Genomic DNA, 12,279 nt, shown 5'->3' with positions numbered 1-12,279 from the left:
ATGTCCCGAGACATCGGCGCTCAGACCGAGTGGTCGCCCGCGACGTCCAGGGGGTGGTGCTGCAGGTCATCCAGCGTATAGGCGCGGATATAGTCGATCTTCATCTCCGCCGGCGTGGCGAGATGGTCGGGAGGCGCGCCGGCAAAGCCGCCGACGGCGAGATCGGCCAGCATGTACATGGGCGTGTGCATGTCGGACGGCGTCGCGGCTTCGGCGACCTTTACGCCGTCATAGGTCCAGACGAGCGTATCCGGCGTCCACAGCAGGCCATAGGTATGGAAGCCGTCGGTGTCCGAAACATTCACCGAGGAAGAGACCTTGGTGTGCTGTCCCGTCTCGTTCGTGTGCGCCGTCATGATGAGCGTGTTCGGATCCTGCCCGCGCGCTTCCAGGACGTCCAGCTCCGGCGGCCACGAGCCGTCTTCCGGCAGCAGCCAGAAGGCCGGCCAGGCTCCGGCCGTTTCGGGCAGGTCCGCCCGCATTTCGAAATAGCCGTAGGTTTGCGAGAAGCTTTCGTGGGTCGTCAGGATGCCCGAAGTGTAATCGTAATTGTTGATCAGTGGCTTGATGTCTGCCGGCGCTTGCGCCGCGGTGATGGTGAGCACCCCGTTTTCCACGCTGAACGGGTGGACTGAGCTGGTCGGGCCGTAATTGGCGTCGATGTACCATTGCAGCTCCCCATTGCTGCTCAACGTGCTTCCGTTCGGCGCTCCCCACCAGAAGTTGGAATTCCAGGTGCCATCATGGCCGTTCCAAAGGCTGAGCGTGTTGAAGTCGTCGGAAAAGGACAGCGTCATTCCGGACTTGTCGATCGGCAGTTCGAACTGGCTGGGCGCCAGCTTGTCCACCGTCGTGTTGTTGAAGACCAGCACCTCGTCGGATCCGAGGTTCAGCAGAAGGTTCGATCCTGCCTGGGTCATATGTGCCTTGACGTCGTCGAAAGACATGAAGTCGTAGCCATTGAGGCGGACCGTGTCGTCCGCGCCGAAATCGGTGATGAGGTCGCTTCCATTGCCCCTGGTGATGATGAAAGTGTCGGCGCCGCTGCCGCCGATCAGCACGTCGTTGCCCTGACCGCCATCCAGCGTCTGATGGCCCGAGCCACCCTTGATGATGTTGTCCAACGCATTTCCGAACGCATAGCGATTGTTGCCGGTGACGACGAGATTCTCGAAATTGTCGGGGAGCTTGTAGCTCATCCATGTGTCGATCGTGTCGATGCCAGCCCCGGGATCCTCCACCACCTTGTTGTTGGTGGAATAGAGGTGATAGTAGTCGTCGCCCGCGCCGCCATAGATGGTGACGTTGACGCTGGCGTCCCCCCAGAAGGAGTCGTTGCCGGAGGTGCCGTGCAATTCCGGCCCGGATCCGGTCGCCGAGAACCAATGGGTGGACGTGCCCGTGTAGGGGAGAGGGATGCCTTTGGCGTTCACGACGGTGCTCATCAGGAAATCCTTTCCTCGCGCCTGTTCAGGTCATTCGAAACGGCAACCGCTTACGGAGCAACGTTGCCATGCACGATGTCGGTCCAGGAGCTTGCCACACAGTTCAGCATTACATCGACTGTTGGGTGACATTTTTCGAAACGAAAGCACTAGAGGCCAAGAAATGGTCTATAAATCGTAATGAAGTCAGTAAAACTTTTAATAAAATTTTCGCTTATACCGAGAAAACGGCGATATACTTGCTGCCACGCCTGGCGTAGGTCACAAAAAAGCGATTCCGGCTTTCTGGCGGGCCGTAACATTGCCGCTCTGGAGCGATGGGCGAATTCGAGGGCTGGCGCATCGAGCGAGGGAACAGGCCTCGGGCCGGCGGCGCAGTGCCTGCTATTTGTCGCAGGGGAACACCGTCAAACCGCGGCTTCGATCGGTTCGGAAAGCTTCGGGTTCGAGCGCGAGGCGATCAGGCAACTGGCCACGATGAGGCCCGCTCCCGCCAGCGTGGTCCAGGTCACCGCCTCGTCGAAGAAGAACCACCCAAGCGCAATCGCCCAGATGAAGGCGGAGTATTCGGTCGGGATCAGATATTGCGCTTCGGCGCGCGCGTAGGCCCAGCTCATCAGGAATTGGCCGGCGAGCGAAAGCGCCGTCACCCCGGCGAGAGGAAGCCAGAGCTCGCTTGGCAGCGCAATGGCAAGCCAGGGTGCCGCGAGACCGAGGATGACGGCAACGCAAAGGTTCTGGAACAGCATGATTTCGATCGGCTTGGCCAGCAGCGCCTGTTGCCGCGCGAGGATCAGATTGTAGGCGTAGAACACCGTCGATACCAGCACGGCGGCCGTGCCGAGCAGGGCATCCTCGGCATAGGTCGCATGCCCGAACTGTCCGGCTATTATGATTGCGACGCCGGCAATGCCGGCCAGCGATGCCCAGATCGCCTGTCGCTGTATCCGTTCGCCCAGCAACAGTGCGGCCAGCAGGAGCGCAAACAGCGGCGCCACGAAACTGAGGCCGATCGCCTCCGCCAGCGGCAGCCTGGCAAGCCCCCAGAAGAACGACAGCAAGACAATGCCGACAACAACGGCACGCAGCGCATGCAGCCTCAACACGGAAAGGGCGGGAAATGAACGCGACCCTGCCGACCAGCCGGCGCCCGCGACCACGGTTGCCAGCATGCTGCGCCATAGCACCGTGTTGTAGACGCCCACGGCAATGACCAGAACCTTCATCGCCGCATCCATCCCCGACAGAAGGAAGATGCCGAGCGCGCACACCAGCACCGGGATCATCGGGGAAACGACGCCTGCCAGGCTGGATGACTTCACGGGGCTTTGCTCATGTGATGGATCGCGGCCGGATATATCAGGGCAGAACGGCCGAGCCAGATGGCAGCTCCGCCCATATGGAGGGCCAACCCGTATCGGTCCGGCATCGCGCGAAAGCAACCTTCACAGCTCCACGCCTCAGCCCGGATACGATGCTGAATCCGCTGTCTTGCTCACTTCCGCTGCCCCGAACGCCGATGAAAACAGATGAACTCCCAAGCTTGGCCGGCGTTCCCCGCGCATGATGCGGAAACTCTTCGTGTTTGGTACCTTGAAGAAAGGCTTTCCCCTTCACGGCGAGGGTTTGTCCGAAGCCGCATTTCTGGGCGCCTACAGGACGCGAGAGCGCTTCCCGATGCTGATCGCTGGACCTCGCTTCGCTCCGATGATGTTCAATGAACCAGGCGTCGGCTTCCAGGTCGGCGGCGAACTCTACGCCGTGGACGATCGCGCCTTGGCAAACCTCGACAGGATCGAATCCGTTGGCAAGCCCGGAAATTTGCGCGTGCTGATCGAAGCAGAGCCTGTCGATGGCGGGCCGCCTGTCTCGGCGTATGTCTACATGAAATCCCGGCATCTCGCCGCGCCGATCCACTCCCGATATCTCAAAGACTACAATGATCGGCGCTTCGCGCTTTCATGGGGTGGCTAGAACAACTCCAGGAAACGTGCATGGCGTTTCCCGCCTGGTTCGGCTTTTCTGCGACGCCAAGTGGTTTCACCTCGCCACTGATGCTCCGGCACGTTTTAGCGCCAAGGGATTTTGAGCTAAGGTGACGCATCACCGATGCGGCATAGAGCATTCTCATGACTGAACGTACCGGCGCCGGAGGCAGCAACACGGCAGTCGCAAGCGATCCTGCCGACGACGATCCTCGCCTGGCATTTATCTATCAGGAGGCAGTGCGAGGCCTCAATCATCAGCAGAATCTCGTCGAGAACATGAACACGCGCGCGGGCAGCCTCATCTTCGCCACCGCGTTTGTAAACTCGTTGCTTGGCGCAAGGGCGCTTTCCGACGGGCTCGGGCTCTGGGATTGGATCGCAGTGGCCCTGCTGTTCGGCATTGGCGGACTGATCGTCTTCCTGCTTTGGCCCTATCACAAATACACGTTCCGCTTCGATCCGGAAGAGCTGCTCCATCACTATGTCGATGGCGACAGGCCGCTGAAGATATCGGCCATGCAGCGCGCGCTTGCCCTTCGCATCAAGGCCGACATGGCCAGCAACTGGCGCATCATCCAGCGGCTTCGGGTAGCATTGCAGATCGCGCTGGTTCTTTTGTTGTTCGATATCCTGGCCTGGCTTTTCGCCGTCGCCGGCGTTTGACACGCACGATTTTGGGCCGAAGGCTATTTCTATCCCCAGCGGATTGCCCGGCAGCCCGACACTAAGGCATCAGCACGACCTTGCCGATCGAGCGGTGCTCTTCGAGCAGGCGATGCGCCTCGCCGGCTTGGTCGAGCGGAAAGCGCCCGCCAGTCGTGACGACAATGTCGCCGCTGGCAGCCAGATCGAAAAGCTCCGAAAGGCTCGCTCTCAGCACTCCAGGGGACAGCAGCGGGAGCAGCGCGAAGCCCTTCAACGACTGATTCCTGCCGATCATCGCCTCAAGCCGGGCAACGCCAAGCGCATAGCGGCCAAGTGCTGCAAACACGAGCTCGCCACCGGGCGCCAGGATATCGAGGAAGTCCCCGGTCATCGCTCCGCCGACGGTGTCATAGATCGTATCGAGACCACCCTGCGCGGCGTCTCTGGTTTCGGCCACCCAGTCTCCGGAATGACGATCGATGGCGATGTCGGCACCGTGCGACATGGCGACGTCGAGCTTGGCCTTGCCGCCGGCGAGCCCAATGACCCGGCGCGCGCCTTGGCGCTTCGCCAACTGGACGAGCAGCGAACCGACCCCGCCCGCGGCGGCGGGAACCAAAACCGTCCTGTTCGCCGGCGGACTTTGCCGCAACAGATGAAAGGCGGTCAGCCCCTGCACCATCAACGCCGTCGCCTCCTCGGACGAAAGCGGAGCCGGTAGGGGAAGGCCCAAGCCTGCGTCGATCGTCACATACTCGGCATAGCCGCCAAAGGGGCGTGTCGAGGCAAACAAGGGCGCGGCGATCCGGGTCCCGATCAGCGCACCGTCCACCCCTTGCCCGACGGCCTCGACGACGCCCGCCGCCTCGACGCCGGGAACCATCGGCAATTGCGGCGTCACCGCATAGCCATCCGCGCGCATCAGCACCTCGAAAAAGTTGATGCCGGCGGCATGAACGCGGATCAGCACCTCGCCGGCCTGCGGCTCCGGCGTCGGCAAGTCGACAATCTCCAGCACCTGGGGGCCGCCGAAACGGCTGAATTGTGCGGCTTTCATGGCAAACTCCGATCGCTATGGCATCGGCCGCGGTTTGCCACTATCTGCGAGACCTCGACTACACACTTATTTGTCCCCTGCTGACCAGGTGGTGACCATGGCCGGAATAACCAAGAGACTGCCGTTGCTGCCGGCGGAGCGTGCCCTGAAAGTGATCGCAGGGCGCTGGAAGGCGGTCATCCTCTACCATCTCTTCGACGGCCCAAGGCGGCTGACCGCACTCAAGGCGCTGATGCCGGGCATCACCCAGAAAGTGCTGATCCAGCAGCTCCGCGAAATGGAGGAGCACGGTCTCGTCAGCCGCGAAATCTTCGCCGAAGTGCCGTCGCGCGTCGAATATTCCGCCACGCCGCTCGGCCTCAGCCTCGAGCCCATCCTGCTGGCGCTGTGCCAATGGGGCCAGCACCACGCCGACGAACTGAACGAAAAGCATCGCCTTGCTGACTGCGTCATCCGGCCACGGCCAGGGCGGGACGAGCAAGCAGCCTTCCGCAATTGAAAAGGGCGGCGCAAGCGCCGCCCCACATCCTTGGGAGGATGATTTCGAGGCGGTCAGGCCGCCTTGATTTCCTCGTCTATGGCGTCGGCCTGGCGCGCGGTCTTGAGCGCCTTGGCCCACCAGGCGACGTCGTTGACGAGCGCGGTCGCGGCCTGGTTCAGGTGCTCGATCTCCTCGAGCTTCTTCTCGCCCTGGCGCACCGCGAGGAAATCGCCCCAGGCGATATGGACGGCCGACTTGACCGGCGCCATCTGCAATTCGACCGCGTGGAGGCGCAGCTGCTCGACAGCGCGGGCACCGCCGACGCTGCCATAGCCGACGAAGCCGGCCGGCTTCTTGTTCCATTCATTGGCGGCGTAGTCGATGGCGTTCTTCAGCACGGCCGTCGGGCCGTGATTGTACTCGGCGGCGGTGAAGATGAAGCCGTCATATTCGGCGACCTTCTTCTGCCAGCGCTGCGCCACCTCGTTGGTCGATGGCACCCAGGCGGAGGATGCGACCTCGTCGAAGAAGGGCATCGGGAAATCGCGCAGGTCAACGACATCGACCTCGATATCGGCATGCGATTTGGCGATCTTGGCGATCCATTGGGTGGGCACGTCGGCGAAGCGCGCGGCGCGTGTCGAACCGACGATGATGGCGATCTTGGGTTTGGACATAGGGGCTCTCCTGGTAAGCAATTCCTGGGCAGGTAAGACTGGTATCGTTTGGATACCGGGGCTATATGAGTTCCTGTCAACTTCATGCGCAAGGAGGCACCTTTTTGTTACTGAGGAACCCGCACAACACCGAAGACTGCCGTGCCGTTTCGGAAATCCTGCAGCGCGTCGGCGACAAGTGGACCGTGCTCGTCGTCGGCAAGCTCGGCGACGGACCGCTGCGCTTCAATGAGCTGCGCGCGGCTGTCGGCGGCATCTCGCAGAAGATGCTGACCACCACCTTGCGAGGGCTGGAACGCGACGGTTTCGTCACCCGCACCGTGTTCCCGACCATTCCGCCGCGCGTCGACTACGAGCTGACCGAACTCGGCCATGAACTGCTGGTCCCCGTCAGCGCGCTCGGCGAATGGGCGCGCAGGAACACCACGCGCGTGCGGGCCGCGCGTGCGAAATTCGATGGCCTGCATGGCTGAAATTCTACAGTCGTTCAGCAATCATTGACTGATTGTCTTCGTGCCTGCACCGCCGCTGCAGGGCTGAAAGACAGTTTCACAGCGGTCCCAGGCTTTAGTTTTCGGCTGGAACGGCCTTCGGCTTGCCCTCGCCGTCCAGCGCCACCATGACGAAATCGGCGTGCGTGACCTTTTCCATCAGGTCGGAGAGATAGCGCTGCGCCCAGGCCTCGACCTTGAGCGTCATCGAGGTGCGGCCGACGCGCTCGACATGGGTGTAGATGCACAGCGTATCGCCGATCTTCATCGGCTTGGCGAAGGACATCTCCTTGACCGCCGCCGTCACCACGCGGCCCTTGGCGCGCTCGGCGGCGCGGATGCCGCAGGCCAGGTCCATCTGCGCCATCACCCAGCCGCCGAAAATGTCGCCGGCGGCATTGGCGTCCGAAGGCATGGCCAGCGTGCGCAGCGTCAGATCGCCGATCGGCCGCCCGTCCGCGTAGTGCACCATGCGAGTTATCCCCAGAGATTGACTGCCCTGATCCCGTATCGTCAAGGCGCCAACGCGTCAACGCGAGACGATCGCGATCCACGGCTCGGACCTTCATTTCGAGTCCCCCCGCAAGGGCTCGCGGCCTTCTAGAAATAGCGCTCGAGGTTCGCTCGAATGCGATCGAGAACAGTATGCCCGGAAACGTCGGGGACGAACGTCCTGCCGGTGATGGCCTCGTAAGCCTGCGCATAGACTTTGGAGGCCTGTTCGACGATCTCATCCGGGATTTCCGGAATAGGCTCCCTGTACGGATCGCAGCGCGCCGTCACCCACGATCGGATGAAATCCTTGTCGAAACTTTCCGGCCGAGTGCCGTTCGCCAGGGCCTGTTCGTAACTCCCGGCGATCCAGTACCGGCTGCTGTCGGGCGTGTGGATTTCGTCGGCCAGGATGATCGTCCTGTTTTGGTCGATGCCGAATTCGTATTTCGTGTCGGCGAGGATCAGGCCGCGTTCGGCGGCACGCGCCTGGCCGCGGGCGAACAGGTTCAAGGCGTAATCCGAGACGGTGTCCCACTGCGCCTGGGTGAGCAGGCCCTGTTCGATGATCTCGGTCCTGGACAGCGGCTCGTCATGGCCGCCATGCGCGGCCTTGCTGGTCGGCGTGATGATCGGTTCGGCCAGCTTCTCATTGTCGCGCAGGCCGTCCGGCAGCCGCATGCCATACATGTCCCGTTCGCCGCGACGATAGCGGGTCAGGATCGAGGTGCTGGTGGTGCCCGCCAGATAGCCGCGCACGACGATCTCGACCGGCAGGATGTCGAGCCTGGTGCCGACGACGACATTCGGGTCGGGATATTCGAGAACATGGTTCGGGCAGATATCGGCGGTTTCCTCGAACCAGTACCGCGCCGTCTGCGTCAGGACCTCGCCCTTGAACGGGATCGAGGTCAGGATGGTGTCGAAGGCGCTGAGGCGGTCTGTGGCGATGATGATGCGCCTCCCGTCCGGGAGGTCGTAATTCTCGCGGACCTTGCCCTTGTAGTGACCCGGCAGTTCGGGAATGAAAGCATCCGACAGGACACGCATGGGATCTCCTGCCTTGCGCAGATTGGCCGATGTCCTCGCATAAGCTGTCGACCCCATGCGTATCAAGCGGGATTGTTAAGGGTTCCCCGCAACTGGATCCGGCATCGCGGTCGCTTTTTTCACAACGCATGCCGGAAGGCCCAGCGACGCGGCAAGCCCGCCCCGTCTAGGCTGCGGCCAGATTTCCGGAGCCGGCCATACCCATCATGCAGACCTACGACTTCATCATCGTCGGCTCCGGCTCGGCCGGTTCGGTGCTCGCCGATAAATTGTCGGCCTCGGGCCGCTTTTCGGTGCTTGTGCTCGAAGCCGGCGGCAGCGACCGCCGCTTCTACGTGCAGATGCCGCTCGGCTACGGCAAGACCTTCTTCGATCCCACGGTCAACTGGAACTACAAGACCGAGCCGGATCCCGGTCTTGGCGGCAATGTCGACCACTGGCCGCGCGGCAAGTTGCTTGGCGGGTCCAGCTCGATCAACGCCATGGTGTGGATCCGCGGCGCGCGCGAGGATTTCGACGACTGGCGCGACGCGGGCAATCCCGGCTGGGGCTATGACGACCTGCTGCCGGCCTTCAAGGCGCTGGAGGACAATGAAGCCGGGGCCGATAGATGGCGTGGCAGAGGTGGCCCGCTGCACATCAGCGATACGTCTGATGCCGTCCACCCGCTGACGAAGCGCTACCTCGCCGCCGGCCAGCAAGCCGGACTGCCGTTCAACTCCGATTTCAATGGCGCTGCCCAGGAAGGCGTCGGCGTCTACCAGATCTCGACCCGCAACGGCCGCCGCATGTCGGCCGCGCGCGCCTTCCTGCGCCCGGCGATGAAGCGCGCAAACGTCCGTGTCGAGACCAACGCGCTGGCAAGCCGCATCCTGTTCGAAGGCAAGCGTGCCGTCGGGGTCGAATATTTACAGAACGGCCAGACGAAGACGGCCCGCGCCGGCCGCGAAATCATCCTGTCCGCCGGCTCGATCAACTCGCCGCAGCTTCTGCAGCTCTCCGGCGTCGGCCCGGCGGCGCTGCTCAAAGGGCTGGGCATCCCGGTCATTCACGCCAACGAGAATGTCGGCGCCAACCTGCAGGACCATGTCGGCATCAACTACACCTTCAAGGGCAAATTGCCGACACTGAACCAGATCCTGCGTCCCTGGTGGGGCAAGCTCATGGTGGGCATGCAATACATCCTGACGCGCTCCGGCCCGCTGTCGCTGTCGATGAACCACGGCGGCGGCTTCTTCCGCACCGATCCGGCGTTCTCCCGGCCCAACATGCAGCTCTATTTCCAGGCGTTTTCGACCGTCATCCCGAAGAGCGGCGAGCGCCCGATCCTGACGCCGGACCCTTGGCCTGGCTTCTCCATCGGCCTGTCCAACTGCCGCCCGTCGAGCCGCGGCGAGATCATGATCCGCTCCAGCAATCCGTTGGACCATCCCAAGATCGTCGGCAACGCCTATTCGACCAATGCCGATGTCGAGGAGATGCTGGCGGCGGTGAAATTCGTGCGCAAGATCGCCTCGATGCCGGCTATGGCCGAGATCATCGCGGAGGAGGTTTTGCCAGGCCCATCAATCACTTCGGACGCCGACCTGATCACGGATTTCAGGAAACGCTCCGGCACCGTCTATCATCCGGTTTCGACCTGCCGCATGGGACCCGATCCCGCGCGCGCCGTGGTCGATCCGCGGCTCAAGGTACATGGGCTAGAAGGCTTGCGCGTGATCGACGCCTCGATCTTTCCCGACAACATCACCGGCAACACCAACGCCGCCTCGATCCTGACCGGATGGAAAGGCGCCGAACTGGTTCTGGAGGACCAAGAATGAAGATCACCGACGTCAAGACCTGGGTTGTCGGCAATCCGCCGCCCGGCATCGGCGGCAAGTATTTCATCTTCGTCAAGCTTACCACCGATGGCGGTGTGGTGGGTTACGGCGAGGCCTACAACGCCACCTTCTCCGCCCATGTCACGGCCAGGATGGTCGAGGACATGGCCGAGCGCTATCTCGTCGGCCGCGATCCGCACGACATCGAGAATTTCTTTCGCCGCGCCTATTCCTCCGGCTTCACGCAGCGGCCAGACGTGTCCGGCATGGGCTGCTTCTCGGCGCTGGAAATGGCCTGCTGGGACATTATTGGTAAGGAAGCGGACAAACCCGTCTACAAGCTGCTCGGGGGCCAGGTGCACGAGACGCTGCGCTCCTACACTTACCTCTATCCGCATACCGGCAGCGTCCATTCCGAGGACGCCCCGGACGGCAGGAATGTCTACAACGACCCCGAAATGGCGGCGGCCTGCGCGCTCGAATATGTCGAGCAGGGTTTCAATGCCGTCAAGCTCGACCCGGCCGGTCCCTACACCGCCTTTGACGGCCACCAGCCGCGCCTGCTCGACATCGACGTCTCGACCCGCATGATCAAGGCGATCCGCGAGGCGGTCGGCACGCGTGCCGACATATTGTTCGGCACGCACGGCCAGTTCACCGCCTCCGGCGCCCTGCGCCTTGCCCGTGCCATCGAGCCCTATGACCCCTTGTGGTTCGAGGAGCCGGTGCCGCCCGATATGCCCGAAGTCATGGCGCAGGTCGCCCGCGCGACTTCCATCCCGATCGCCACCGGCGAACGGCTGACGACCAAGTTCGAATTCGCCCGCGTCATCGAGAACCGCGCCGCGACCATATTGCAGCCGGACCTCGGCCGCTCCGGCGGCATTCTCGAAACCAAGAAGATCGCCGCCATGGCCGAGGCCTACCACATCCAGATCGCACCGCATTGCTATTGCGGCCCGATCGTCGGCGCCGCCAACATCCAGCTGGCGGTGACGCTGCCCAACTTCCTGATCCTGGAATCGCTGAAGCAGTGGGACGGTTTCCACGCCACGTTGCTCAAGAAGAAGATCGAGTGGCAGGACGGCAACGTCATCCCGTCGAAGGAACCTGGCCTCGGCGTCGAACTCAACGAAGACGTCTGCGACGCTCACCCCTACACCGGCAAGGACCTGCATTTGCAGATGATGCAAACGCCGCTGATGCCGTGAGCGAACGCTACGCCTTCATCGGCCTTGGCCATCTCGGCGGCAAACTTGCCGCCAGCCTGGTGCGCAACGGTTTTGCCGTCACCGTCTTCGACCGGGAGCCCACCGCCGTCCAGCGCCTCGTGGCGCTCGGCGCTATTGCTGCCGGCAGCCCCGCCGAGGCGGCTGAGCGGGCGGGCAATGCCATAACTTGCCTGCCGTCACCGAGGGTCAGTGAGGCGGTTCTCGCGGGGCCTGTTGGACTGCTCAACGGCCTCCCCGCCGGCGGCACCTGGATTGAGATGTCGACCAATGGCCGCGACGAGATCGTGCGCCTCGCGGGCCTTGCCTCGGCCAGGGGAATCGAGACCTTGGAATGCCCGGTCACCGGTGGCGTGCATCTGGCGGCGGCCGGGAAAATCACCGCGCTGGTCGGTGGCGATGCCGATCTTTACGGGCGTCATCGCCCTGCCATCGATGCGATGTGCGCGAAGTCGTTCCTGATGGGCCCGATCGGCTCGGCGGCGGTGATCAAGGTCATCACCAACATGCTGGCCTTCATCCATCTCGTCGCCGCCGGTGAGGCGCTGATGCTGGCCAGGCAAGGCGGGCTCGACCTCGCCCAAGCCTATCACGCCATCGTCGCCTCCTCCGGCAACAGCTTCGTCCACGAAACCGAAAGCCAACTCATCCTGAACGGCTCCTACGACATCGGCTTCACCATGGACCTGGCGCTGAAGGACCTCGGCTTCGCGCTCGGCCTGAGTCGGGATTTCGGTGTGCCGGTGGAACTGGCATCGCGCGTCAATGCGATTTTCGAGCAGGGCAAGGCGGCTTACGGCGGCGGCGCCTGGTCGACCCAGATCGTCAAATTGCTCGAGGACGCTGTCGGCGCCGACCTGCGCGCGCCCGGTTTTCCGTCCAAACTGGAAATCTGAATCCG

General features: G+C 62.8%; 13 protein-coding genes. 7 read left to right on the top strand and 6 right to left on the bottom strand.

Annotation, left to right across the window (positions count from 1 at the left end; all coding sequences use genetic code 11):
• Positions 1 to 20: 20 nt before the first annotated feature.
• Positions 21 to 1,445 (bottom strand): family 16 glycosylhydrolase, encoded by a 1,425-nt coding sequence (locus LB541_RS22330; RefSeq protein WP_318012629.1) that lies wholly within the window; start codon positions 1,443 to 1,445, stop codon positions 21 to 23.
• A 407-nt stretch (positions 1,446 to 1,852) separates the two neighbouring features.
• Positions 1,853 to 2,731 carry a DMT family transporter gene (locus tag LB541_RS22325; RefSeq protein ID WP_140516990.1) on the bottom strand — a complete coding sequence of 293 codons (879 nt, stop codon included), beginning with the start codon at positions 2,729 to 2,731 and terminating at the stop codon, positions 1,853 to 1,855.
• 295 nt (positions 2,732 to 3,026) lie between these two features.
• Here LB541_RS22325 and LB541_RS22320 point away from each other — a divergent pair, with 295 nt between their 5' ends.
• Together LB541_RS22320 and LB541_RS22315 are read left to right on the top strand one after the other, a co-directional pair.
• Positions 3,027 to 3,419 (top strand): gamma-glutamylcyclotransferase family protein, encoded by a 393-nt coding sequence (locus tag LB541_RS22320; protein ID WP_246674162.1) that lies wholly within the window; start codon positions 3,027 to 3,029, stop codon positions 3,417 to 3,419.
• Between the two features lie 155 nt (positions 3,420 to 3,574).
• On the top strand, positions 3,575 to 4,096 hold the full coding sequence (locus LB541_RS22315; protein WP_181169647.1) for a hypothetical protein: 522 nt from the start codon (positions 3,575 to 3,577) through the stop codon (positions 4,094 to 4,096).
• Between the two features lie 61 nt (positions 4,097 to 4,157).
• On the opposite strand, the gene LB541_RS22310 is transcribed toward LB541_RS22315, so the two are convergent.
• Complete coding sequence (locus LB541_RS22310; protein WP_224619615.1) at positions 4,158 to 5,135, bottom strand: zinc-binding alcohol dehydrogenase family protein; 978 nt, start codon at positions 5,133 to 5,135, stop codon at positions 4,158 to 4,160.
• Between the two features lie 97 nt (positions 5,136 to 5,232).
• On the opposite strand from LB541_RS22310, the gene LB541_RS22305 reads away from it, so the two are divergent.
• Positions 5,233 to 5,634, top strand: coding sequence for a winged helix-turn-helix transcriptional regulator (locus LB541_RS22305; protein WP_140560633.1), 402 nt, complete (start codon positions 5,233 to 5,235; stop codon positions 5,632 to 5,634).
• A 53-nt stretch (positions 5,635 to 5,687) separates the two neighbouring features.
• Here the strand turns inward: LB541_RS22305 and LB541_RS22300 are convergent, their stop codons facing one another.
• Complete coding sequence (locus LB541_RS22300) at positions 5,688 to 6,293, bottom strand: NADPH-dependent FMN reductase (RefSeq protein WP_140495977.1); 606 nt, start codon at positions 6,291 to 6,293, stop codon at positions 5,688 to 5,690.
• Between the two features lie 104 nt (positions 6,294 to 6,397).
• Between LB541_RS22300 and LB541_RS22295 the strand changes: the two genes are divergently transcribed.
• Entirely contained in the window at positions 6,398 to 6,766 is a 369-nt protein-coding gene (locus LB541_RS22295) for a winged helix-turn-helix transcriptional regulator (protein ID WP_181165214.1), read from the top strand.
• 94 nt (positions 6,767 to 6,860) lie between these two features.
• Here the strand turns inward: LB541_RS22295 and LB541_RS22290 are convergent, their stop codons facing one another.
• Positions 6,861 to 7,256 carry an acyl-CoA thioesterase gene (locus LB541_RS22290; protein WP_224619614.1) on the bottom strand — a complete coding sequence of 132 codons (396 nt, stop codon included), beginning with the start codon at positions 7,254 to 7,256 and terminating at the stop codon, positions 6,861 to 6,863.
• A 128-nt stretch (positions 7,257 to 7,384) separates the two neighbouring features.
• Positions 7,385 to 8,326, bottom strand: a complete 942-nt coding sequence (locus LB541_RS22285) for a phosphoribosylaminoimidazolesuccinocarboxamide synthase (RefSeq protein WP_224619613.1) — start codon at positions 8,324 to 8,326, stop codon at positions 7,385 to 7,387.
• A gap of 206 nt (positions 8,327 to 8,532) precedes the next feature.
• On the opposite strand from LB541_RS22285, the gene LB541_RS22280 reads away from it, so the two are divergent.
• From LB541_RS22280 to LB541_RS22270, 3 genes are read left to right on the top strand one after another with little or no spacing between them, the layout of a single operon-like run.
• Positions 8,533 to 10,149: a GMC family oxidoreductase gene (locus tag LB541_RS22280; RefSeq protein ID WP_224619612.1), complete on the top strand. Its 1,617-nt coding sequence runs from the start codon at positions 8,533 to 8,535 to the stop codon at positions 10,147 to 10,149.
• Positions 10,146 to 11,360, top strand: coding sequence for a mandelate racemase/muconate lactonizing enzyme family protein (locus LB541_RS22275; protein WP_140495981.1), 1,215 nt, complete (start codon positions 10,146 to 10,148; stop codon positions 11,358 to 11,360). Before LB541_RS22280 ends, LB541_RS22275 begins: the two co-directional genes overlap by 4 nt.
• On the top strand, positions 11,357 to 12,274 hold the full coding sequence (locus tag LB541_RS22270; protein WP_140524891.1) for an NAD(P)-dependent oxidoreductase: 918 nt from the start codon (positions 11,357 to 11,359) through the stop codon (positions 12,272 to 12,274). The genes LB541_RS22275 and LB541_RS22270 overlap by 4 nt, the downstream gene beginning before the upstream one ends.
• Positions 12,275 to 12,279 lie beyond the last annotated feature (5 nt).

Source organism: Mesorhizobium sp. BR1-1-15 (genome assembly GCF_020165475.1).
Lineage (GTDB): Bacteria > Pseudomonadota > Alphaproteobacteria > Rhizobiales > Rhizobiaceae > Mesorhizobium.
This window is presented reverse-complemented; position numbering and strand designations above follow the sequence as displayed.